This is a genomic window from Sinomonas atrocyanea, from assembly GCF_030812675.1.
In the GTDB taxonomy this organism is placed as follows: Bacteria; Actinomycetota; Actinomycetes; order Actinomycetales; family Micrococcaceae; genus Sinomonas; species Sinomonas atrocyanea_B.
The window spans coordinates 196573-218022 of the sequence record NZ_JAUSTE010000006.1 but is presented as its reverse complement, the minus strand read 5'-3'; the positions used below and the strand labels follow the sequence as shown (position 1 = coordinate 218022).

The window sequence follows — 21450 nt, the reverse complement described above, 5'->3', positions numbered from 1 at the left end:
AACGGAGCCAGGAAGCCACGAGGCGCCGCCGGGATCACCTTCCCGGCGGCGCCTCGCCATGCCCACTTGACAGCGGACTACTCCATATCAGGTGTTCATCACCTTCGCTGGCATCGCGCTGCTCGGCGGAATCGTCACGATCTTCTTCGCGGTCGAGACCAAGGAGCGAGTGCTCGAGGAACTCGCACCCTAGGGCTGGGCCGAGGTGTCAGGCGAGCGTACGACAGCGGGTGGGTGCCCGCCGTCGTGCGCGCGCTCCTGAAGTGCGCACGGTGGACGCCCCCTTGGGCGGGCGCCTCCACGAAGCCCGGAGGGCCGCTGGCGGGACGCCGAGTATGCGAGGATGTCGGTTTGCGGCTCCGTTCTACGGAGACGACTGTCCGCGCCGGTCGAGTTCGGTTTCGGTCGTTCGAGGTAGGGCCCCTTCTCGGACCTGTGCCGGCGACATCACCGAAAGGCCTTGCGACGTTGGCTCAAGTTCTAGGACAGTATTGTCGGACTCCGTGAGGAGCGGCAGGGCGTCAGGGGTGGTGTGAAGCGCCCTCGCCAGGCGGCCGAAGCTCGTCCGTGCAGTCAGGGTGCGCTTGCCGGCAATGGCGATGGGTATCTTGCTCGCGTCGATCTGAAGGACGCAGAGATCTTCCAAGACACGAGCTAGCTGCGACTGCCGGTCTGCAAGGGTCGACAGCTCATCTCGCAGGGCGTTCTCGACATGGGGAAGGGATCGGTTCGGGTTGGAAAATTCGGCCGCGATCTTCTCAAGGACAACAACGCGCGCGCGAAGAGCGAGCGCCTCGTACGTCAGCGTGACCAACCGCTCGAATTCTTGAACCTGGTCCTCTCGTTTGCCGACGAGCTCTGTCATCAGCTGAGGGCCATATACCCGATCTGAATCTGCATAGCTCGCGGTAACTTCGAGCCAACGATCGAGCTTTCCGATGTATGTGTTCGTCAGGGTATCGAGGTCGGCGAAGGCGTGTGAGGCACTGGAGATGGCGGGCAGGTGCGCTTGATCCAGAAGGTAGCCGGCGACCTTTTGTGCCTGTTGAGCTGCGGTCGTGAGTACCGATCGCTCCTGCTCGTCGAGCCGCACATGCATTCGGCTGACGGCGTTCTTGATTGAGTCGAGCTTTTGGTTCATCTGGTGCTGTGCGAGCATCTCGGCGGCAACCGCGAGGCCGACCGTCGCAATGAGCGGCCCCGCTGCCGTTACGGCCCCCGCACCTGCTGTGGCCGGGATGAGGCGTGCATGGCCAGTGATCCCTGTCGATCCTGAGGAACGAACCATCCCGCGGAAGCCGCCGCCAACCGCGGGTACGAGATCTCTCGCAACTGAACCGGTCGGAAGGATCACCCGGTAGAGTCCCTCGGGCCGCAGGCTGTTTCCGTTCCGCCCGATCGCCTGGCTGACCGACTTCGCAAATGCTCCGGAAGCCTGCGCCACCATTCCAGATGGAACCTTCCTGCCAGCAGCCGGCTTGTGGGCGATGAGGAGAGCTTCCCGGTTCAGAAGCATGCGGAGCATGACTTCGGTGCTCGGCTGCGCGCTCAATGGAACAAGCGGGATTACTACGGCATTTTCTTCGGGTTCCACGGCATCTCCGGATCACAGTGTGCGAGCACTCCCTGCCAATTGGGAGGTCACCACAGCTTATGGGGTCTCAACGCTGTGGCCGGCGATAAGCGCCGGTGGCGAGTAGAGACGCACCAGCCCTTAAGACGTGATTCTGGGCTGGCCGGGTGTTGCCCTGCCGGGCAACGGAACATGTACGAAGGTCAGCGGAATACGCACCGTTGTGTGTCCGCGGAGGGGCTCATCGCGGCCCAGCTCTGCGCAGAGCTCACGCTTCGGCGCCCTGGTTCCGCGCCTCGTCGAGGTACGAGTAAGCCGTCACCCGCGAAATCCCCAGGCGCGCCGCGACGCGGTCGATCCCCTTCCGCATCTGAAGCACGCCCTGCTGGTCGAGCTTGGTCAGGATCGCGATGCGGTCGTCGCGGCTCATCTGGTCCACGGGCTTGCCCACCTCGCGGATGGCCTCGGTGACCATTGCGTCCATCACCGCCACGAGGTCGCGGCCGAAGAACTCGTTCGGCTGCTCGGGGGAGTCGGACGCGGCCGCCGGCAGCAGGCCCTGGAGGAGGGACTGCAGGCGCTGGATCGTGCTGATGTCGAAGTTGACGCAGAGGGCGGCGATGATGCGCCCGGCCGAGTTGCGGAAGTACACCGAGGAACACCGCAGCTCGCGCCCGTCGGCCGTGAAGCCGCGGTAGCCGAACGCGTTGTGCTCCGCGCCCTGGTTGTGGAGCACGCCGGCGCCCAGGCTCGACGACGGGCCGCCCACCTCGCGGCCGGTCACGTGCCCGTTCTCGATCGCCGCGATGGTGTGGCCGAGGTCCACATCGGGCGCCGACAGGTCGTGGAGCACCACCTCGCAGCCCGGTCCCACGGCTGCGGCCATCGCGTGCATGGCCGGGCGGAACACGGCGAGGATCTCGTCCACGGACTCGTAGGTCCCCATGCGGGCGAGCGGGTGGTCAGCCGCCGGCTGGGCCGAAGTCAGGGTCATGTCTACCTCGCTCATGGGTCAGTCCTACGCGTCGCCGAAGGCCATAGACAAATTGTATTGGTCGTAGACAGACTGTTCAAGGGGTGCTAGCTTCGACAACGAAGGGCGGGGCGACTCGCCGCCCGCACTCACCGCATCTGCACACATCGGGGCAAGGAGGCTCTCGTGGCACAGGCATACCAGGTACCGCAATCGGGGTGGCGCTCGATCTCAGCGAAGCAGCGCCGCACGGTCGCTGGCGGCGCGATCGGCACGCTCATGGAGTACTTCGACTACTACCTGTACGGGCTGGCCTCGGCCACCGTCTTCCCAGCGGTGTTCTTCCCGGGCGACAACCCTGTGGTCGGGACGCTCTCGTCCTTCGCCAGCTTCGCGTTCGGCTTCCTGCTCCGGCCGATCGGCGGCCTGGTCTTCGGCCACATCGGCGACCGCATGGGCCGGAAGACCACCCTGATGATCACCGTCATCGGCATGGGCATCTCGACGGCGGCCATCGGCCTGATCCCCTCGGCCAGCTCCATCGGGATCGCCGCACCGATCCTCCTGCTCTTCTTCCGCATGCTGCAGGGGCTGTTCGTCGGCGGTGAGATGGGCGGCGCGGCCGCGCTCGTCGTCGAGCACGCCCCGGCCGGCAAGCGCGGACTGTACGGCGCTCTGCTCATCAGCGGCGCCGGCATCGCCAACGTCGCCTCGGCCGGCCTGATGGCGGCCTTCGGCGCCGGGCCCAAGTCGTTCTTCATGGAGTGGGGCTGGCGCGTCCCGTTCCTCCTCGCCCTCGTCCTGGCCATCGTGGCGATCGTGCTGCGGTCCAAGCTGGAGGAATCGGAGGAGTTCAAGGAGCTGTCGGCGAACCGCGAACTCAAGGGCGCGCAGCGCAAGTCGCCGCTCCGCGAGGTCTTCCGCCACCCGAAGAACGCCATCCTCGGGATCCTCATCGGGCTGCCGCAGAGCATCGCCGGCTACGTCGTCCTGACGTTCGGCCTCGCCTACATGGTCTCCAAGGGCACCCAGGCGCAGGTGGGCTTCATCGGCACCATGATCGTGGGCGTCCTGCAGATCTTCGTCGCGCCGATGTGGGGCAGCCTCTCGGACAGGATCGGCCGCCGCAAGGTCTACATCGGCGCGTGCATCGGGTTCGCCCTGCTGGTCTACCCCGCCTTCGCGCTCTTCAGCACCCAGACTGCGATCCTGATCTGGCTGGGCATGGTGGTCGGCTTCGTGATCCCCGGCGTGGCCATGCAGGGCACGCTCCAGACGATGCTGGTCGAGATGTTCGACGTCGAGGCCCGCACCACCGGGGTCAACATCGGCTACCAGATCTCGAACACGATCGGCGGCGGCTTCGCCCCGCTCATCGCGACCGCGCTCTCCGCCGCCTTCGGCAGCGTGTGGCCCGTGATCATCTACGTCGCGGTGATCGCCCTCATCGGCGTCGTCGCCACCGCCTACGCCTCCTTCCGGCCGGACACCGAGGATGCGGGCCGGCTGCACGAGCCCGCGGCTGAGACCACCACAGAGACCTCCAACCACTAGAACCACCTACTGAGACTCCGCCAGAGAAGAGGACACCTCATGACCGTCACCACCAAGACCGCCTTCCACACCACCAACGCCCCGCAGCCCGCCGGCCCCTACAGCCAGGCGATCGAGGCCAACGGATTCGTCTACACCGCCGGCTTCGGCCCGCAAGATCCCGCCACCGGCGCCGTCTCCGACTCCGTCGCCGAGCAGACCCGGCAGGTGCTGCGCAACATCCAGGCCATCCTCGCCGAGCGCGGCCTCACGCTGGACGACTGCGTCAAGACCACCGTGCACCTCGCCGACCTGGCCGACTTCGCCGCCTTCAACGAGGCGTACCGGGAGTTCTTCTCCGAGCCCTACCCGGTCCGCACCACGGTCGGGTCGCAGCTGGCGAACATCCTCGTCGAGATCGACGTGGTCGCCGCAGTGCCCGAGGGCCGCTGAGGAACACCCGAAACTCGAAGGGAAGACATGGCAGGGCAGCTGCGACTGGGGGAGCTGGGCACCACCCGGCTCTCCCCACGTGACAAGGGAATCCCGGACCGCGCCGTCGGGATGACGGTGGCCGAGTTCCTCGCCAGCGGGCCGAGGCTCTCAGAGTTCTGGACCCCGATCGTCGCCCTCGACGGCGAAGGGATCAGGCACAACCTCACCGTGATGGGCCAGTGGTGCGCAGAGCGCGGGCTCGAGCTGATGCCGCACGGCAAGACCACCATGGCTCCCTCGCTGTGGCAGCAGCAGCTCGACGCCGGCTGCCTCGGCATCACGCTCGCCACCACGGGGCAGGTCCGCACCGCGCGCAGCTTCGGCCTGGCGTCGATCATGCTGGCCAATTCCGTGGTCGACGAGCGCTCGCTGGCCTATCTCGCCGGTGAGCTGGCGGACCCGGAGCTCCGCTTCGTCTGCTGGGCGGACTCGATCGAGACGCTCGAGGCGATGGAGCGCGGGCTCCGCCGCGCCGGCACGCCGCGGCCGGTGGACGTGTGCGTGGAGCTGGGCGCTCCCGGCGGGCGCACCGGCGCGCGGACGGTCGCCGAGGCGCACGACGTCGCGCGGCGGGCTGCCGCTTCCGACGTCCTCCGCCTGGCGGGGGTCTCCGGCTACGAGGGGTCCCTCGCGCACGACCGGTCGGACGCCTCCCTTGCCGCCGTGCGCTCCTACGTGGAGCGGCAGGTCGACCTGCACCGCGAGCTGGGGGAGCTGTACGACGGCGAGGGCGACCTCTACGTCACCGCGGGCGGAAGCGCCTACCCCGACGTGGTGGCCGACGTGTTCGGCAGCGCAATGGCCAGCGACTCGGACACTGGCGACTCGCGCACCCTGTGGACGCTGCGCAGCGGCGCCTACATCACGCACGACGACGGGTTCTACCGCCAGATCTCCCCGTTCGACGAGGGGAACGCCCGAGCCGCCGGCCCCGCAACGGCGAGCCGACTGCGCTCGGCGATACGCGGCGTCGCCCGTGTGGTGTCCCACCCCGAGCGCGGCCTCGCGCTGCTCGACGGCGGGAAGCGGGACTTCCCCTTCGACGAGGGGCTCCCGGTGCCCCGCGCCGTCGCGACCGACCTGGACGGCGCGTGGGCGCCCCTCGCGGACGCCTCGATCCTGGCCATGAACGACCAGCACAGCTATCTCGGGCTGGCCGGCCAGGACGTAGCCCTCGGCTCGGTCGTCGCACTGGGGCTGTCCCACCCCTGCACCACGTTCGACAAGTGGCGCTACCTGCCCGTCGTGGCCTCGCAGGACGACGACCGCGTCGTCGACCTCGTCCAGACCTTCTTCTGACCCCACTACACGGAAAGGCGCACGAATGCGGTTGCTCCTGCGCGGCGGCACAGTCGTCGACAGCACCGGGATGCGGACGGCGGATGTCGCCGTCGACGGTGAGCTGATCACCGAGATCGGCGAGACCGCGCCCGGCCCCGATGACCGGATCATCGACTGCACCGGACGCTACGTGCTGCCCGGATTCATCGACGCGCACTCGCACGCCGACGGCCTCTTCGAGGATGAGGCCGTGCAGCGGGCCCTGCTCAAGCAGGGGGTCACCACGGTGATCGCCGGCCAGGACGGCGTCTCGTACGCCCCGGGCGACGGAGCCTACGCGAGCGAATACTTCGCCGCCATCAACGGCTCGCACCCGCGCTACACCGGAGGCGGCGTCGCGGCCTATCTCGCGGCGGCGGACGGCCGGTCCCGGCTGAACGCCGCCTACCTCGTGCCGGGCGGGACGGTGCGCTGGGAGATCTGCGGGCGCTCCACCGCACCCGCGGACGAGGAGCAGCGCGCTGCCATGGCCGCGCTCGTCGAGGAAGGCATGCGCGACGGCGCGGTGGGGATGTCCACCGGGCTCGACTACGCCCCGGGGATCTTCGCCACCACCGAGGAGATCGCGGCGCTGTGCGCCCCGGTGGCCGAGGCCGGCGGCGTCTACGTCACGCACATGCGCGGCGGGTACGAGGCGAACTCCGCCGCAGGGATCGACGAGATCGCCCGCATCGCCGGGGCCTCGAGGGCCCGGGTCCACATCTCGCACTTCCATGCCCAGGCGCACATCGTCGCCGAGCAGCTCGAGGCCCTCGCCCGCGCAGGCGTGGACGCCACCTTCGACGCCTACCCCTACACCCGCGGCTGCACCCTGCTGGCCATGCCGCTGCTGCCGCCGGACCTCTCGCTGCTGCCCGCGGAGGCCATCGTCGAGGCCATCAGCGACCCTGCCCAGCGGGCGCTGCTGCGCCGCGAGTGGTTCCCGAAGGTGGAGCGCAACGCGAGTCTCGGACCCGAGTGGCCCTCGATGATCACGCTCGCCCACATCGGAGCTCCAGAATTCGCGTGGGCCCACGGCCTCACCCTCGACGCCGCCGCCGCGCGGAACGGCGCCGATCCCATCGACTTCGCGCTGGACGTGCTCGCGGCGTCCCGCCTCGAGGTCAACGCCATCATGGCGGTGCGCCACGAGCGGCCGACCTCCGAGCTCGCGGCGATCTTCTCCAGCCGCCGCCACCTCGGCGGCTCCGACGGCATCTTCATCGGCGCCCACCCGCATCCTCGGGCGCGCGGAACCTTCGCGCGCTACCTGCGTGACTTCGTCAGGGAGACGCCGACCTGGTCCTGGCCGGAGGCGGCCGGCCACCTGTCCGCCGGCCCGGCGGCGCGGTTCGGCCTAGGTCGCCGCGGGCGCGTGGCACCGGGCTGGGGCGCCGACCTCATCGTCGTCGACCCCCAGACGGTCGCCGACACCGCCACGTACGAGGAGCCGCTCGGCGAGGCGGTGGGCATCGACGACGTCCTCGTGGCGGGCCAGCCGGTGCTCGCGCGCGGCGCGCTCGTCGACGGCGCCCCGGGTCGCGGCCTCAGACGCGATCACATCGGAGAATAGGGAGTCATGCTGCACACCTCGAACCCACGCCTGATCACCATCGGCGAGACGATGATGATGGTGACGCCCTCCCGCGCCGAGTCCCTCGCCACGGCCGACGACGTGCGCCTCCACCCGGGCGGTGCGGAATCCAACGTCGCCTGCCACGCCGCCCATCTGGGGATCCCCTCGGCGTGGGTGAGCGCTGTGGGCGACGACGTCCTTGGCCGCCGGATCGTCCGCGCCATCGAGGAGCGCGGCGTGGACACCCGCTGGGTCACGGCCGACCCGGAGGCCCCCACCGGCGTCTACTTCAAGGACCCCGGCCACGGCGTCCTGTACTACCGGCGCGGGTCTGCCGCGTCCCGGATGAGCCCCGCCAGCGTCGCGGGCATTCCGCTTGAGGACGCCGACATCGTGCACCTCTCGGGGATCACGCCTGCGCTGTCCGTGACCTGCGCCGCCCTGGTCGACGCGGTGATCGACCGCGTCGCCGCGAGCACCGCGACGCTGACCTTCGACGTCAACTACCGCCCCTCGCTGTGGCCCGAGGGCGCGGCCGCCGGCGAGCTGCGCCGGCTCGCCGACCGCGCGGACGTGGTCTTCGTGGGCCTCGATGAGGCGCAGGCCCTGTGGGGCTGCGCGACGCCGGACGACGTCCGCGGGCTCCTGCCCGGGCCCGACAGAATTGTGGTCAAGGACGGCGGCATCGGCGCCACCGAACTGGGCCGGGACGGGACCGTGTTCGAGCCAGCGATCCCCACCGAGGTCCTCGAGGCGGTCGGTGCCGGCGACGCGTTCGCCGCGGGCTACCTCGCGGCCAGCCTGAACGGCGCGGGCGCCTCCGAGCGGCTCCGCGCGGGCCACGAACGGGCGAGACTGGTCCTGCTCTCCATGAGCGACTTCGTCGCAGATCCACCCGCTGCCGCGCCCGCAGCGCTCACGCAGCCCACCTCCTGAAAGGACCGGTCTTTTCGATGATCGACAATTCTGAGTTCAGCAGCATCTTCGGCGGAGCGCCGCTCATGGCGATCCTGCGCGGCATCGGCGTGGAGAGGAGCCTCGCGGTCTCGACCACCGCCTGGGACCTCGGCATCGACGTCGTCGAACTGCCCATCCAAACCCCCGACGACGTCGAGGCACTGCGGGTCGTCGCGGCCGCCGGGCGCGAGCGGGGCAAGCTGGTGGGCGCGGGCACCGTCGTGACCGCCGGGCATGTGCAGCAGGCGATCGACGCCGGCGCGCACTTCACGGTGAGCCCCGGCTTCGACCTCGAGGTGGTCCGGGCGTCCTCCGAGGCCGGGCTGCTGCCGCTGCCCGGGGTGGCGACGCCGAGCGAGGTGCAGATCGCGCTCAGGGAAGGCCTGACCTGGCTCAAGGCCTTCCCTGCCTCGGTGCTGGGCACCGAGTGGATCAAGGCGATGAAGGGTCCCTTCCCCGCGGCCAACTTCGTCACCACTGGCGGCATGCATGCCGGGAATGCAGCGGACTTCCTCGCCGCCGGTGCGCGGGTCGTGGCGGTCGGATCGGCGCTCGAGGACCCGTCCCAGCTCCCCAAGCTCGCGGAACTGCTCGGCACCTCCGGCCAGCCGGTGCAGTCGGGGCGGTAGCGGTGGTCTCGCAGAGCGACCTGCTGGCCTTCGTCGAGGCGAAGCTGGCCTACGAGATCGACGTCGTCGCGGCCGCCGAGGCGCAGGCCGCCGGTGCCGCCGTGATCGTCGATACCCGCCGGCAGTCCTCGTGGGACCAGGGGCACATCGCCGGCGCACTGCACCTTCCCAACGACGCCCTGGACGACCGCCTGGCCGATCTGCCGTCCGACCGGGCCCTCATCGTCTACGGATGGGGCCCCGGCTGCAATGGAGCCACGCATACCGCGCGGCGCCTGCTCGCCGAGGGCTTCGAGGTGCGCGAGCTGATCGGCGGCTACGAATACTGGGTGCGCAACGGATTCCCGGTGGAGCGGGGAGGACGCGTCGAGAAGGGGGATCCGGACGTGCTCGTCACGCACGGGTAGCCGGCGCGGTCAGTCCCGGGCGAACGTCAGGTGGACCACGCCGCTCTCGGCCACCTCGCTGCTGACCGTGTAACCCGCCTCCAGCCCGCGCAGGTCCTGCCACAGGCTCTGCCCCTGGCCGAGCAGGATGGGTGAGATCGCCACGTGCAGCCGGTCGACGAGCCCGGCCTTCAGGAAGGCCCGCACCGTGTCCACTCCGCCGCCGATCCGCACGTCGGCTCCGCCCGCGGCCTCGGTCGCCGTGGCGAGCGCCTCCTCGGGGGTGGCCGAGAGGAAGTGGAACACCGTGCCGTTGTCGAACTCGATGGGCGCCCGTTCGGCGTCATGGGTGAGGACGAAGACCGGCGCGTGGAACGGGGGCTCGTCGCCCCACCATCCGCGCCAGTCCTTGTCGTCGGGGAACGAGTGCAGGCCGAACATGCCTGCGCCCATGATCTCGGCGCCGATGCCCTCGAAGTACGCCGCCCCGTAGCGGTCGTCGACGCCGGTGGTGCCCTCGCCGGAGCGGTCGCCGAGCACCCTCTCGCGGAACGTCCTGGTGCCGGTGTAGGCCGCGACGAGGCGCTGCCAGTCCTCGCCCATCGGGTTCTCGGGCGTCTGGTCGGTGGTCGAGGCGTAGCCGTCGAGGGAGATATTGAGGTCAACGCGAACGGCCATGCGGGGCTCCTTGGCGGTGGCGGTCTGGCGAGATACTGCGGCGACGCGGCGCCGCCGCAGTCCGGGGGGCTTCGTCGTCAGAGCCATTCTGCCGCCCGGACTTCCGTTGGGCGAGGATGCATCCCTCACCGCCGCGTCTCGTACCGGGTCAGCACCACCCCGTCGGGGAAGGTCCGCGTCTCAATCAGGTCCAGGGTCACCCAGCTGTCCAGCGCGGTGAAGAACGGCGTCCCGGAGCCCAGGAGGACGGGATAGGTGGCGAGCATGTACTCGTCGATGAGCCCGGCGCGCATGGCGGCCGCGGCGAGGGTCGCGCCGCCGATGGTCATCGGGGCCCCGTCTTCGGCCCGGAGCCGGGCGATCTCGGCGGCCGCGTGCCCCTTGACCAGTCGGGTGTTCCACTCGAGGGGCCCGCGGAGGGTCGAGGAGAAGACCACCTTCGGTGTCTCCCGCCAGTTCCGGGCGAACTCGATCTCAGCCGGGGTGGCGCCGGGCTCCTGGTCCGCGGTGGGCCAGTAGGGGCTCATGGTCTCCCACAGCCTGCGCCCGTACAGCGTCAGGCCGCTGGCCCGCTCCTGGTCGAGCCACCACTGGAACAGCTCGTCGCTGGGCGGGCCGCCCCAGCTGATGTCCCCGCCCGGTGCCGCGATGTAGCCGTCCAAGGACACGTTCATGCCGTAGACCAGTTTCCGCATGGGCCCAGCGTTCCACCGGGCGCCCTCCGCGTACAGACCGCAGCGCACGACGGCGGGCGCCCACCCGCCGTCGTGCGCTCCTCGCGCCGCCGGCGTCGGGCCCTTGCCCCGGACCTGGGAAAGACGGACCATGCTTCTGTGGGGCTCCCGGACCCGACGGAATCCGGGGCCTCCGCCGCGCGCCGGAGCGGACAGACGGCTGGGGAACACCGCATCACCACGCGAGGCCGACCTCGCACCTGCCACAGGCCGTGGCGCCACAGCTGCCGAATCGAGCGTCTCACCATGCCCACCACCGACGAGAGCATTGTCATCGCCGCCAGCCCGGAGCGGGTCTTCGCCTACCTCGAGGACCCCGCAAACCTGCCCTCCTACCAGGCCACCATCCTCCGCGCCGAGAGCGACGGCCCCGCGGCCGTCGGGACCCGGATCCGGGGCACCAGCAAGATCCTCGGGCGGACCTTCGACTGGACCATGGAGGTCACCGAGCACGAGTTGCCCACGAGGTTCGCGCTCAAGTCCGTCGAAGGCAAGATCAGCTTCACCTCGGCGTTCACCCTGGCGCCCGAGGGGGAGGGCACCCGCGTGAACTACCGACTCGACGCGGACCCGGGGCTCGGTGGCGTCTTCGGACGGATCGCGGATCCGCTGGTCAACAAGGTCTACTCCCGGCAGATCCGGGCTGACCTCGAGACGCTGTCCCAGATCCTCACGGAGCACGGGGACTGACGGAGAATGTCAGGCAGGGCCCTCCGAACCGAACAGCTCCTCGGCGACGTCCTCGCGGAGGTGGTATTCGCGGTTCTCGACGGGCCAGAGGTGCCCCTTCACCACGTAGTAGCCGCGGCCCTCTCCCGGACCGCCGGCCGCGGTGTCGATGGCCCTCAGCAGCGCCTCGTCCAGGATCTGGGCGGGGCCCCGCGAGCGGAGCGTCTCGAGCTCCTCGGGCCGAAGGGAACGGAGCATGCCGGTGACGTCGACCATGACGTTCCTCCTCGTGACGCTTCTGCTTAACGACCACAGGGCTGCGGGGTCGAGTGTACGGTTGGCGCCGCGCGCAGGGGAAGCTACCGGTGGCTGCGCTTCCACTGGGTGGCAAATGCCTCCCGCGCCCGTTCGGCCCGGCCCTGCTCGAGGGCATGCAGGCGGCCGAGGGCGAACGCGTTCGATCCCTCGAGGAACACCGAGACGGCCAGTTCGCGCAGCAGCTGGCGCAGGACGATGCTGTCCTGGAACTCGCCGAGCACCTCCTGGATGGCCTCGGCCTCCTCGGCGGTGCGCTGCGCCTCCTCGCCGAGCACCGGCGCGACGGACTCGGCGGTGTAGCGCAGGCGCTTGGCACACTTGCGGACCTCGTGGAGCGCCGTCTGATCGGACCCGGTGCCGGCCACGGCCTGCGCGGCGGCCGCGGCCCGTTCGACCCGGCCGCGGTCTGCCTCCAGACGGCGGGCGGCGGCCTTGCCCGCCTTGCGGCCGGCCGCATCGCCCAATGGAGGACTGTCGACGAAGGCATCGAGCGCTTCGAGCAGGTCGAAGTAGCGGTCCGACTCGAGCGCCTCGAGCGCGATTCCCCTGGCGGCGGTGTACCGGGCGCCGAGCTCCTCCTCGATGCGCTGGGCTACGGGTCCCATGAGCAGCTCGGCAGGCTCGGCCGCGATGAGCGCTCTGAGGCGCTCCCGCATGACCTCGATGTCCCGGGTCCCCCCGACCGCCGCGGCGAGCCACTGCAGATCCTCGCGCAGCCGGGCCACCGTGCCCGGATCGACGAGCTTCTTGTACGAGGCGAGGACCGACCGCAGCCGCCGGGCGCTGACCCGCATCTGGTGCACGGCATCCGGCTCGTCGTCCCGCACGGCGGGGTCCACGGACAGGAGCGTCTCGGCCTGCTGGCGCACGTAGGCGAGCAGAACCGAGGAGATCGGGTCCTTCGGACCCGGGACCCGACTCCGCCGCCCGCGGCCCCCGGGCCCGCGCGACCCGTCCGGGCCGTCCGGCGCGGGGACGAGCCCCTGGAATGCCGCCGTGTGGTCCGCGCCGTCCCTGAATGCCGCTTCCGCCGCCTCGACGAGCCGCCCTGGGGCGTCGACCAGCCTGATGCCCCACGTCCGGCGCTCCTCCATGACCTGGGTTGGGTAGACCGACTGGGTCCTGATGACGTCGTCGGTGAACTCGGCGAGGACCTTCTCCTTCTTCCCGTAGAGCACGGTGCTGCTCCCGTCGACGTCCACGTGCGCGGTCGGCTCCAGAGGCCTGCCGCGGGCGCGGGCGCGGGTCATCCGGACGAAGCGCTCCGGCACCGGCTCGTCCCCGGCGCCCAGCGGCTCGACGTGGTGCTCGCGCGGGCCGTCTGTGCCGGGTAGGTCCAGCTGCCAGCCGGCGTCGGGCCCGCCGGTCCTCCGGCTGAGGACGATCCCGCGGGAGCGGAGGGCGAGGTCCGCAGTGTCAAAGTACTGCGTCCGGAGATGATGGCCCACGGGGCTGCCGACCCGACGCACGCCGGGGAGGGCGTCAAGAGGCGGAGGCGTCCCGGGCGGACGGACGTCGAAGATGTGCTCTGCCCTGAGGTCTTCCGGCATAGGAGGAGCGTAGGCCGTGGCCTGACGGGGCGCACGATGCAAAGGGCCTTGATTTCGCCGGGGGCCCTCTTGAGGTGCCCGCTAGCGCCGGCGGTCACGCTCGCCGCCCAGCCGACGGCCCGCCACGACGAGGCCGACGGCGAGCAGCAGCCCCGCCGCCCCGCTCACCAGCAGCGGCACGCGGCCGGCGTCGCCCCACGCGAGGCCTGCCCAGATCCCGGCCACGAGGACTCCGCCGCCGGTGAGCCCCTGGAACAGGCCCTGCGCCCGGCCCTGCACCTGCGCCGGGGCGAGGCTCGAGACCCACGCCTTGCCCACGCCATCGGTCGCCGCCGCGAACCCGCCGTACACGATCAGCACCGGGAACACCCATCCCGGATCGCTGATGAGCCCGAGCCCCAGGTAGCCCGCCGCGAAGCACGCCAGCCCCGCGGCGAACACGAGGTGGCGGGGGACCCGGTCCGACAGCGCCCCCGCCGGATACGACAGCCCCGCGTACGCCACGTTGTAGAGGATGTACGCGCCGATCACGCCCTCGGTCGTCAGCCCCAGATCGTGCGCCCGCAGCAGCAGGAGCGCATCGGGGAAGTTCACGAGCGAGAACACCGCCAGGCCCCCGATCAGCAGCCGCAGCCGTGCCGGGAGGCGGGCCGGGGCGCCCGGGTAGGCGGCCGGCGTCGTGCGTCGCGGCGCCCCCGCGGGACGGACGACGCCGGCCCGGGACTCGCGCTGCTCCCGCACCGCGGCGACGAGCAGCACCGAGAGGACGGCCGGGACCACGGCGACCCACAGCAGCGGCGGGATCTGGCGGTGGAACAGCTCGTAGAGGACGAGGCCGAGGGCGGGGCCGACCACGGCGCCGAGCGTGTCTGCCATGCGGTGGAAGCCGAAGATCCTGCCGCGGCTGTCGGACCCCACGCCGTGCATGAGCAGGGCGTCGCGGGGCGCGCCGCGGATGCCCTTGCCGAGGCGGTCCACGCAGCGCGCCACCAGCACCACGGGCCACGACCCGGCGAGGGCGATGATGAGCTTTCCCACCGCCGCGAGCCCGTAGCCGAGACCGATCAGGCGCCGCCTCGAGGACCGGTCCGCGAGGCGGCCGGCCGCGATCTTGGTCAGCGACGCTGCGCCCTCGGCCGCGCCCTCGACCGCTCCGACCACCGCCGCCGGTGCCCCGAGCACCGTGGTGAGGAAGATCGGCAGGATCGGGTACAGCAGCTCGCTCGCGGCGTCCTGCAGGAAGCTCACGCCGGAGAGCGTGGCGACGTTGCGGGTCAGCCAGCGCGGGCGCCTCACGGGGGTCACGGTCCGAGGCTTCCACGCGGGGGAGGGGAAGCCAAGAGGTGTGGGAGGGCGTTCAGCCGCGGGCGCGCCGCCGCCTGAGGTCCCGCCCGGTCCACAGGATGAGCGCGCCGAACGCGGTGACCGTCAAGGCGGCGGAGACCACCACCATCACGTCGATGGGCAGCAGGTAGACCAGCGGCACCCGGACCGCCGCCTCGGCGAGCATTCCCAGGCCCCACACCACCGACATCTTCAGATGCCAGCGCCGGGCCGCGGGGCTCGTGCGGAACTGGCTGAGCAGCTCTGCGGCGCGCTCCGGGCTCCAGCTCCGCGCCGCCTCCAACGTCAGGGGATGCCCTAGCGCGGCCATGGAGAGGAAGGTGAGGCCGACGACTGCCGTGGTGATGGAATCCTTGAGCAGCAGGAATCTCGGATCCCCCGTGACGAAGGACAGCACCAGGCCGAGGCCGAACACGATCACCATGAGCAGGCCGAAGGCGTTCAGCGAATGGTCGCGGACCGCGACCATTGCAACGCGCGCGGCCGCGACCAGGGCGCCGGACAGCAGGGCGATCCAGTCGCCCGCGCCCAGCAGGTGGAGGGCGTAATAGGTGACCACCGGCAGCCCGACGTCCCAGGCGAGGCCCCGGACGAGGGCCTTCGTCACGAACGCGGAGTAGGGAGGGACGTCCATCGGCGGGTGCATGCGGATTCCCTGCTGAACGGGCCGTTCAGGGCGCGCGCGTCCCGCTGGCGTTGACGTCCGCGGCGACATCCTCGGCGAACCGCCGGACCGCGTCCCACTCCGTGTACACGTAGTCGCGGCTCACGTCGGTGCCGAGCCCGGGCTTCTGCCCCTCGGCCCACCTCTTCATGAGGTGCCGCCGGACGAACCCGTAGTGCGTGTGAACGAGCGCCCCGCCGAACAGCGCCACCCGGTCGGGGCGCCAGCCCGTCTCCTGCTCGAACCGCTCGACGTAGCCCTTGGCCTCGGCCGGGTCCAGCTCGACCGTCAGGCTCACCGAGAAGAACGCCGTGGGCCTGCCGTTCAGCGCGTCCGCGTGGGTCCGGATGAAGTCCACCGTGTGCTGGTCGTGCTGGCCCAGGTGGACGGACGCCCCCACGACGACCCCGTCGTAGGGGGCCGGGTCCGCGTCGGGGACGCTCTTCAGGTCCACGAGCGTGGCCTCGATGTCATGCGAGCGGAGGACCTCCGAGACCACGTCGCTGATCTTCGCGGTCTGCCCTTCGGCCGCGCCATAGGCGAGGAGAACGCGCTTCACGGTGGCCCCCTCCAGGAGTCTCCAGGGCTGTAGAGCGATTCTGTGCTGCTCCGGCCCGGCGCGACACGGGCCAAAGACTCTAAAGCGCACCGCCCCCGCGAGGGGCGGTGCGGGGACGCTGGTGTCTGGACTCCACTGTCATGCCCTTCACCGATGCCGTAAGCTGCCTTGGCGGTCTGTGTGGGGCGGGACCGCCCGTCCCCCCAGCCGCATGGCCCCGCTCCGTGGCAGGGGCGCCCACCGCGGGTGAAGAGAGAGGGACCGATGACTCAGATCGACGCAGTGCTGTCCGTCACGGGCGAGGCCCAGATCACCGGCTCCGACGGCAGGACGTGGCGCACCGCCTACCCCGACCTCGAAACCGCCCGCGAGTCGGTCCACGCCACCGCCGTCGCCACCGCCGCGGAGATCGACGCCCCCGTGCACCTGAAGATCTCCGAGCCGGCCGGCGAACAGCGCCTGCTCGTCCACGGCAACGGCGAGTTCGCAGTGGACGCCCCCCATGGCTCCGCGGGCCCGTCCGCGTTCGAGGCGTCCCTGGGCGTTCCCCCGGCGCCCGCCCACGCCCCGGCCCATGCCTCGCCCTCGATCGATCCCGCGGCCGTCGCGCCGGCGTTCCCCGCGCACTTGCCGACCCAGTCGGCGTCGTACGAGCCGGCGGGTTTCGAGCCGGCGGGGTTCGAGCCCGCGACCTTCGAGCGGGCCTCCTTTGAGCGGGCGGCATCCACGCCGGCACCGCCCGCGCACGCCCCGGCAGGCGCTTCCGCCGCCGCTCCGGCGCAGGGCCCCGAGCTCCCCGCGGCGGTCCGCGACGACTCCCGCGACGACTCGCGGGCCGAGCCGCCGCTGCGCGAGCGGCGCCGCCGCCCCACCGCCGCCGACTTCGCAGCCTCCCGGCCTGCCGTCCCGCAGAGCCCGGCGCGCGAGGGCTGGCAGGGCGCGTTCAACACCCTCTCCGGAGGCACCCTGCGGTTCGCGCCGGGGGAGCGGGAGATGACGCGTCGCGAATGGCGCGCCTCCGTGCAGCGTGGCCTCGCCGGCCACAAGTGCGTCGTCTTCGTGAACCTCAAGGGCGGTGCCTCCAAGACCACGAGCTGCTACCTCACGGCCGCCACCCTGGGCCGCGTCCGCGGCGGCAACGTCCTCGCCTGGGACAACAACGAGAACAAGGGCACGCTCGGCGACCGCGCCATGCAGGCCAGCCACGACCACACGGCCGCGGACCTGCTGGCCAACATCGACCGCTTCGCCCAGCCCTCCAACGCGCACGAGCTCGTGAACTACGTGCGCGCCCAGGGCGAGAACAAGTTCCACGTCCTCGCGTCCCAGAATCAGGCCGGGGACAAGGAAGTGATCGACGGGAGCGCGTTCGTGCAGCTCCACACGGTGCTGCGGCAGTTCTACCACCTCGCCCTCGTGGACACCGGCAACGCCTCCACCGCCGGGACCTGGCAGGCCGCGGTGGAGATCGCGGACGAGATCGTCCTCGTGGCGATGAACAAGGAGGACTCCTCCAAGACCCTCGCTGCCACCGTGGACACCCTCGTGGACATGGGCTTCGCCGACAAGCTCAGCCGCGGCATCCTCCTGGTCACCCAGCCCGCGCTCCCGTCCAAGAACCGCAAGGCCCGAGCCGCCGCCAACGAGGAGCGCCTGGCCCGCATCCGCGACCACTTCGGCCACTACGTGCGCAAGATCGTGGTCGCCCCGCACGACGAGGCCCTCGACGACGGCGCGGACATCATCTTCGAGAACCTCGCCCCGGAGACGCAGGAGGCCTACCTCGAGGCGACCGCCGCGATCGTCGACGGCCTCTGACCCCGGGGCCGCCGGTCACCGGTGCTGCGGCGCGCTCGCCGGAGGCGCACGACGCCGGGGGGCCACCCGGCGTCGTCCGTCACCTCTCGATCGTGGCGCTCGCGCGGAGCGTCTCGAGCGGGATGTGCGCGGTGGCCCGTTCGATCTGGGCCGAAATGCCGCGCAGTGTCGGGAGGTGGCGCAGCATCCCGCCCGCCTGCGAGGACAGGACCACGATGCCCAGGCCCGCACCGATCCGGCCCGTGTGGAACACCGGGACCGCGAGGGAGGCGGAGCCGAGGCGCACCTCCTCGGCGGTGGTGGCGTAGCCCTGCTCGCGGATCTGGACGAGCTCGTCGGCGAGCCGCGCCGGGTTGACGTGGGTGAACGCCGTGGGCTGCTCGAGCTGCCGGTTGAAGTACGCGTCGCGCACCCAGTCCTCCTCGAACGCGAGGATCACCTTGCCCACCGCGGTGGCGTGCATCGGCAGGCGGCCGCCCACCCGCGAAGCCCGGGGCACCCTCTTGGTGCCGTAGATCCGGTCGATGTAGAGGACCTCGTGGCCCTCCCGGATGGCGAGGTGGGCGGTCTCGCCCGTGAGGGAGAACAGGTCCTGCAGGTACGGGCGGGCGGAGTCGCGGAGGGCTCGCCCGGCGTTCTGGCCCAGCTCCCACAGCCTGATCCCGAGTTGGATGCGGCCCTGCGTGTCCCGGGCCAGGGCGCCCGAGTCGACGAGCTCGCCGACGAGACGGTGCGTGGTACTCAGCGGGAGGTTCGCTGCGTCGGCCAGCTCGGACAGGCTCAGGGACCGTCGCCCGGACTCGAAGGCGAAGAGGATCGCGAGGGCCTTGGATGTCACGGTGCGGCCGGGTTCGCTGCTGCCGCCAGCCATCCGTGCCTCCTCGCCGGTGATCGCCTGCCGCATGCCAGTTTGGCGGCTGTCTTGTGGGGCCCGTGCCCCGCGGCTACGGCAACTCTAGCGCTGCCCGCTCGGGCCAGAGGTTGGCGGACTCGACCGCCGCGAGGCCGCGGGCCAGCGCCCGTGCCGTGTCGGTGAACAGGTGCCCCGTCACGCGCGAGGCGCACAGGCGCAGGGCCTGGCCGCGGTCCAGCCCGAACCAGTCCATGACGGTGTCCAGCCCGTGCGGGGTGAGCCGCCACGTCTTGTCCGAGTCCTTCACGATCGCGTCCTCGATCGAGAGGGCCTCCCGGCGAGAGTCGTGCCCGTCGATAATCTCCACGATCCGGGCCGAACGCTCGCCGGGTACGCCCGCCTCGGCGAGGATCCCCTCGGCCAGCCGGGCTCCCTCCTTCTCGTGCAGCAGCACGAGGTCCGGCCGGCCACCGCCGGGCGCGATGGCCTCGAGCACCTCGTCCGGAGGCACCTTGGACCAGCCGATGTCGTGGAGCATGATCGCCGGCAGGACCACGCCGGGATCGGCCTCGGAATGCGCCGCGAGCAGCGACCGGGCGATCGCCACGGCGTAGAGGGTGTGGGCGTCGTTGCTACGGACTCCCAGATGGACCACCGCGCGCGGCCAGATCCGCGCCAGCTCGGCGTCGAGCTCGTCCCCGAGCCCTGACGCGAGGCCGAACACGCCGTCGGGCTGGGCGGGGATGGACGCGCTGACGTCCCGGCCCACGTGGTTGGCGGCCGCGGTGTGCTTCAGACCCATGGGGCCAGTCCACCGCGCCGGGTGTGCGCCGCGCCACCACCGGCTTCCGCTCAGTGGGAGGAGGTGTTCCGACGCGCCGCGTGCGGGATGCAGAGGTCCGAAACTGCACAACTCAGGCGGTCTCCGGGCCCGTTCGGGCGGTTGCAGCGCCCGAGTGATGCAGTTCCTGACGCAGAGGCGAACCGGAGTCGGCCCGAGTGGCCTATGCCTCCGCCTGCTCGGCCTCGACGACGGACACGACGGCCAGGAAGCCGCGGCCGCTCACGGTCGGGGCGGGCTCCCCGCCGACCACTGTGTCGTAGCGCGCCAGGGGAGTCGCGCTGTCGTCCTGGGCGCTGGTGGTGGCCCCGCCATCGGCGCCCATTCCGGGCGCGGCCACGGCGTCGCCCTGGAGGAGGACGCCGAGCTGCCCGGGCCCGAGGGGGAGGGCGCGCTTCTTGGACAGCTCGAGGATGGTCACGTAGCCCGTGCAGGCGCCGCGCCGCGTGATGAGGTTGAGGTCGCGGATGGGGCCGGTGGGGAGCACGGCGCTGGCGGGCGCGCCGCCGTCGAACCGCAGGGGACGGTAGCGCTCGAGCCCGTGCTCGCGGCCGTCCACGGTGAGCACTAGCAGTTCGCCGTCGATCACCGTCAGGACCCGGTCCATGCCCTCGAAGCTGGAGAAGTCGCCGGCGCGCTCCACCTCCGCGATGCTGAGCCGCCAATCCCAGTCCCCGCCGGCGGGCTGGACGGCGCCCGGGTGGCTGCCGCGGGCGATCTCGACCGTGGTCCCGCCGCCGTTGCGCCAGCGGGCGGGTGCGAGGTCGGCGAAGCGGATGATGTGCGGGGGCATGGGCGTCCTTCCGTCGGTGCTCCAAGGCTACGGGGCAGGGGCGCGGGTGCGCGGCCTAAGCTGGGTTCCATGAGCGCCGCCGCGACCCTCCCGAAGGCCCTCGGAGCCCGCGTGGCCGAGGCGGTGCAGACCCTCACCCCCGGGTACTTCGCGCTCACGATGGCCTCCGGGATCATCTCCGTGGGGCTTGAGCTCGAGGGGATCCACTGGCTCTCGGCGGCGCTGCTCGCGATCTGCGGAGTCTCATACGCGGTGATCCTGGTCCTGAGCCTCGCGCGGCTGGTGAGGTTCCGTGCCGACATGACCCGGGACTTCCTGGACCCCGGCCGCGCGTTCGGCTTCCTCACGTTCATCGCCGGGACGAACGTGCTCGGCGTGCGGCTCGGGATGACGGGCTGGCTCGGTGCGACGGCCGCCCTCCTCGCCGTGGCCGCACTCGTGTGGGCGGTGCTCGGCTACGTGGTGCCCTGGACCGCGGTGCTGGGCCGGGAGGAGCGGCCTGTGGTGCGGGACGCGAACGGGTCCTGGTTCATCTGGTGCGTGGCGAGCCAGTCGGTGGCGGTCGCCTCGGCATCGGTGGAGCAGGCGGCCGGGGACGACTGGCGGCCCGCCCTCGCCCTCGTCGCCGTGGTGGCCTGGTCGGTGGGCCTCATTCTGTATGCCGCAGTGGGCATTTTCGTGTCCCTGCGGCTCATGACCTATCCGATCCGGCCGGAGGACCTGCGCCCGCACTACTTCGTGGCGATGGGCGCGATGGCCATCAGCGTCCTGGCCGGGGCGCGGATCGCGGAGATGGCCGGCGCCCCGATGGTGGACGCTACCCGCGGGCTCGTGGCGGGTGCATCCGTGGTGTTCTGGGCGTTCGCCTCCTGGCTCTTTCCCGTGCTCCTGGCCGCAGGGTGGTGGCGCCACCTCGTGCACCGCGTCCCCCTCGCGTACGAGCCCGGCCTGTGGAGCGTGATCTTCCCCCTTGGCATGTATGCCGTGGCGGGAATCTATCTGGGCAGAGCGGACCGGCTGCCCATCGTCGAGTTCGTCGGCCGCGCCGAGCTGTGGGTGGCCGTGGCCGCCTTCACCGCTGCGTTCGTCGGGATGCTCTGGCACCTCTGGGCCACCCTCGTCCGGCCGGGGACCGCGCGCCCCGCGTGAGGATCACCTCCTGGGGGCGACTCTCAGGAGGTGACCCT

At 71.3% G+C, this 21450-nt stretch carries 23 protein-coding genes; 11 read left to right on the top strand and 12 right to left on the bottom strand.

Annotated features, from left to right (window positions below):
* The first annotated feature begins 91 nt into the window (after positions 1-91).
* Positions 92-193 (top strand): hypothetical protein, encoded by a 102-nt coding sequence (locus J2W20_RS19215; RefSeq protein WP_373458002.1) that lies wholly within the window; start codon positions 92-94, stop codon positions 191-193.
* A gap of 171 nt (positions 194-364) precedes the next feature.
* Here J2W20_RS19215 and J2W20_RS10950 read toward each other — a convergent pair whose 3' ends face one another.
* Both J2W20_RS10950 and J2W20_RS10945 read right to left on the bottom strand, forming a co-directional pair.
* The gene (locus J2W20_RS10950) at positions 365-1594 is read right to left on the bottom strand and encodes a hypothetical protein (RefSeq protein WP_307006612.1); all 1230 of its coding nucleotides are present in this window, start codon (positions 1592-1594) and stop codon (positions 365-367) included.
* 247 nt (positions 1595-1841) lie between these two features.
* Positions 1842-2582: a helix-turn-helix transcriptional regulator gene (locus tag J2W20_RS10945; RefSeq protein ID WP_307006610.1), complete on the bottom strand. Its 741-nt coding sequence runs from the start codon at positions 2580-2582 to the stop codon at positions 1842-1844.
* A 150-nt stretch (positions 2583-2732) separates the two neighbouring features.
* On the opposite strand from J2W20_RS10945, the gene J2W20_RS10940 reads away from it, so the two are divergent.
* The 7 genes from J2W20_RS10940 to J2W20_RS10910 are packed head-to-tail and all read left to right on the top strand — an operon-like array spanning position 2733 to position 9463.
* Complete coding sequence (locus tag J2W20_RS10940) at positions 2733-4100, top strand: MFS transporter (RefSeq protein ID WP_307006609.1); 1368 nt, start codon at positions 2733-2735, stop codon at positions 4098-4100.
* A gap of 39 nt (positions 4101-4139) precedes the next feature.
* Positions 4140-4532, top strand: coding sequence for a RidA family protein (locus J2W20_RS10935; RefSeq protein ID WP_307006608.1), 393 nt, complete (start codon positions 4140-4142; stop codon positions 4530-4532).
* A gap of 27 nt (positions 4533-4559) precedes the next feature.
* On the top strand, positions 4560-5873 hold the full coding sequence (locus J2W20_RS10930; protein ID WP_307006607.1) for an alanine racemase: 1314 nt from the start codon (positions 4560-4562) through the stop codon (positions 5871-5873).
* A gap of 25 nt (positions 5874-5898) precedes the next feature.
* Positions 5899-7467, top strand: a complete 1569-nt coding sequence (locus J2W20_RS10925) for an N-acyl-D-amino-acid deacylase family protein (protein ID WP_307006606.1) — start codon at positions 5899-5901, stop codon at positions 7465-7467.
* 6 nt (positions 7468-7473) lie between these two features.
* Positions 7474-8406 carry a sugar kinase gene (locus J2W20_RS10920; protein WP_307006605.1) on the top strand — a complete coding sequence of 311 codons (933 nt, stop codon included), beginning with the start codon at positions 7474-7476 and terminating at the stop codon, positions 8404-8406.
* Positions 8407-8423: 17 nt separating this feature from the next.
* Entirely contained in the window at positions 8424-9056 is a 633-nt protein-coding gene (locus J2W20_RS10915) for a bifunctional 4-hydroxy-2-oxoglutarate aldolase/2-dehydro-3-deoxy-phosphogluconate aldolase (protein WP_307006604.1), read from the top strand.
* 2 nt (positions 9057-9058) lie between these two features.
* On the top strand, positions 9059-9463 hold the full coding sequence (locus tag J2W20_RS10910; protein ID WP_307006603.1) for a rhodanese-like domain-containing protein: 405 nt from the start codon (positions 9059-9061) through the stop codon (positions 9461-9463).
* A gap of 9 nt (positions 9464-9472) precedes the next feature.
* Here the strand turns inward: J2W20_RS10910 and J2W20_RS10905 are convergent, their stop codons facing one another.
* Together J2W20_RS10905 and J2W20_RS10900 are read right to left on the bottom strand one after the other, a co-directional pair.
* A complete protein-coding gene (locus J2W20_RS10905; RefSeq protein WP_307006602.1) occupies positions 9473-10120 on the bottom strand; it encodes a dihydrofolate reductase family protein in 648 nt (215 codons plus the stop codon).
* A 125-nt stretch (positions 10121-10245) separates the two neighbouring features.
* Positions 10246-10815 carry a dihydrofolate reductase family protein gene (locus tag J2W20_RS10900; protein ID WP_307006601.1) on the bottom strand — a complete coding sequence of 190 codons (570 nt, stop codon included), beginning with the start codon at positions 10813-10815 and terminating at the stop codon, positions 10246-10248.
* Between the two features lie 285 nt (positions 10816-11100).
* Between J2W20_RS10900 and J2W20_RS10895 the strand changes: the two genes are divergently transcribed.
* Entirely contained in the window at positions 11101-11544 is a 444-nt protein-coding gene (locus J2W20_RS10895) for an SRPBCC family protein (protein WP_307006600.1), read from the top strand.
* 9 nt (positions 11545-11553) lie between these two features.
* On the opposite strand, the gene J2W20_RS10890 is transcribed toward J2W20_RS10895, so the two are convergent.
* From J2W20_RS10890 to J2W20_RS10870, 5 genes are all read right to left on the bottom strand, one after another.
* Positions 11554-11799, bottom strand: coding sequence for a hypothetical protein (locus tag J2W20_RS10890; RefSeq protein WP_307006599.1), 246 nt, complete (start codon positions 11797-11799; stop codon positions 11554-11556).
* Between the two features lie 83 nt (positions 11800-11882).
* On the bottom strand, positions 11883-13391 hold the full coding sequence (locus J2W20_RS10885; protein ID WP_307006598.1) for a CYTH and CHAD domain-containing protein: 1509 nt from the start codon (positions 13389-13391) through the stop codon (positions 11883-11885).
* A gap of 81 nt (positions 13392-13472) precedes the next feature.
* Positions 13473-14696, bottom strand: coding sequence for an MFS transporter (locus tag J2W20_RS10880; protein ID WP_307006597.1), 1224 nt, complete (start codon positions 14694-14696; stop codon positions 13473-13475).
* A gap of 52 nt (positions 14697-14748) precedes the next feature.
* Positions 14749-15369, bottom strand: a complete 621-nt coding sequence (locus tag J2W20_RS10875) for a VC0807 family protein (RefSeq protein WP_307006596.1) — start codon at positions 15367-15369, stop codon at positions 14749-14751.
* A 37-nt stretch (positions 15370-15406) separates the two neighbouring features.
* A complete protein-coding gene (locus J2W20_RS10870; RefSeq protein ID WP_307006595.1) occupies positions 15407-15958 on the bottom strand; it encodes a flavodoxin domain-containing protein in 552 nt (183 codons plus the stop codon).
* A gap of 264 nt (positions 15959-16222) precedes the next feature.
* Between J2W20_RS10870 and J2W20_RS10865 the strand changes: the two genes are divergently transcribed.
* Positions 16223-17776, top strand: coding sequence for a hypothetical protein (locus J2W20_RS10865; protein WP_307006594.1), 1554 nt, complete (start codon positions 16223-16225; stop codon positions 17774-17776).
* A gap of 79 nt (positions 17777-17855) precedes the next feature.
* Here the strand turns inward: J2W20_RS10865 and J2W20_RS10860 are convergent, their stop codons facing one another.
* From J2W20_RS10860 to J2W20_RS10850, 3 genes are all read right to left on the bottom strand, one after another.
* The gene (locus J2W20_RS10860; protein ID WP_307006592.1) at positions 17856-18647 is read right to left on the bottom strand and encodes an IclR family transcriptional regulator; all 792 of its coding nucleotides are present in this window, start codon (positions 18645-18647) and stop codon (positions 17856-17858) included.
* 73 nt (positions 18648-18720) lie between these two features.
* Complete coding sequence (locus J2W20_RS10855; protein ID WP_307006590.1) at positions 18721-19431, bottom strand: HD domain-containing protein; 711 nt, start codon at positions 19429-19431, stop codon at positions 18721-18723.
* 202 nt (positions 19432-19633) lie between these two features.
* Complete coding sequence (locus J2W20_RS10850) at positions 19634-20263, bottom strand: HutD/Ves family protein (RefSeq protein WP_307006589.1); 630 nt, start codon at positions 20261-20263, stop codon at positions 19634-19636.
* A gap of 69 nt (positions 20264-20332) precedes the next feature.
* On the opposite strand from J2W20_RS10850, the gene J2W20_RS10845 reads away from it, so the two are divergent.
* Positions 20333-21412 (top strand): tellurite resistance/C4-dicarboxylate transporter family protein, encoded by a 1080-nt coding sequence (locus tag J2W20_RS10845; RefSeq protein WP_307006588.1) that lies wholly within the window; start codon positions 20333-20335, stop codon positions 21410-21412.
* The last annotated feature ends 38 nt before the right edge of the window (positions 21413-21450 follow it).

What these genes read in the sequence shown, in the direction of transcription:
- J2W20_RS10890 (WP_307006599.1), bottom strand. Translation starts at nt 11,799, where the DNA reads ATGGTCGACGTCACCGGCATGCTCCGTTCCCTTCGGCCCGAGGAGCTC.
- J2W20_RS10865 (WP_307006594.1), top strand. Translation starts at nt 16,223, where the DNA reads ATGACTCAGATCGACGCAGTGCTGTCCGTCACGGGCGAGGCCCAGATC.
- J2W20_RS10845 (WP_307006588.1), top strand. Translation starts at nt 20,333, where the DNA reads ATGAGCGCCGCCGCGACCCTCCCGAAGGCCCTCGGAGCCCGCGTGGCC.
- J2W20_RS10935 (WP_307006608.1), top strand. Translation starts at nt 4,140, where the DNA reads ATGACCGTCACCACCAAGACCGCCTTCCACACCACCAACGCCCCGCAG.
- J2W20_RS10860 (WP_307006592.1), bottom strand. Translation starts at nt 18,647, where the DNA reads ATGGCTGGCGGCAGCAGCGAACCCGGCCGCACCGTGACATCCAAGGCC.
- J2W20_RS10855 (WP_307006590.1), bottom strand. Translation starts at nt 19,431, where the DNA reads ATGGGTCTGAAGCACACCGCGGCCGCCAACCACGTGGGCCGGGACGTC.
- J2W20_RS10925 (WP_307006606.1), top strand. Translation starts at nt 5,899, where the DNA reads ATGCGGTTGCTCCTGCGCGGCGGCACAGTCGTCGACAGCACCGGGATG.
- J2W20_RS10850 (WP_307006589.1), bottom strand. Translation starts at nt 20,263, where the DNA reads ATGCCCCCGCACATCATCCGCTTCGCCGACCTCGCACCCGCCCGCTGG.
- J2W20_RS10905 (WP_307006602.1), bottom strand. Translation starts at nt 10,120, where the DNA reads ATGGCCGTTCGCGTTGACCTCAATATCTCCCTCGACGGCTACGCCTCG.
- J2W20_RS10915 (WP_307006604.1), top strand. Translation starts at nt 8,424, where the DNA reads ATGATCGACAATTCTGAGTTCAGCAGCATCTTCGGCGGAGCGCCGCTC.
- J2W20_RS10930 (WP_307006607.1), top strand. Translation starts at nt 4,560, where the DNA reads ATGGCAGGGCAGCTGCGACTGGGGGAGCTGGGCACCACCCGGCTCTCC.
- J2W20_RS10895 (WP_307006600.1), top strand. Translation starts at nt 11,101, where the DNA reads ATGCCCACCACCGACGAGAGCATTGTCATCGCCGCCAGCCCGGAGCGG.
- J2W20_RS10885 (WP_307006598.1), bottom strand. Translation starts at nt 13,391, where the DNA reads ATGCCGGAAGACCTCAGGGCAGAGCACATCTTCGACGTCCGTCCGCCC.
- J2W20_RS10945 (WP_307006610.1), bottom strand. Translation starts at nt 2,582, where the DNA reads ATGAGCGAGGTAGACATGACCCTGACTTCGGCCCAGCCGGCGGCTGAC.
- J2W20_RS10920 (WP_307006605.1), top strand. Translation starts at nt 7,474, where the DNA reads ATGCTGCACACCTCGAACCCACGCCTGATCACCATCGGCGAGACGATG.
- J2W20_RS10900 (WP_307006601.1), bottom strand. Translation starts at nt 10,815, where the DNA reads ATGCGGAAACTGGTCTACGGCATGAACGTGTCCTTGGACGGCTACATC.
- J2W20_RS10875 (WP_307006596.1), bottom strand. Translation starts at nt 15,369, where the DNA reads ATGGACGTCCCTCCCTACTCCGCGTTCGTGACGAAGGCCCTCGTCCGG.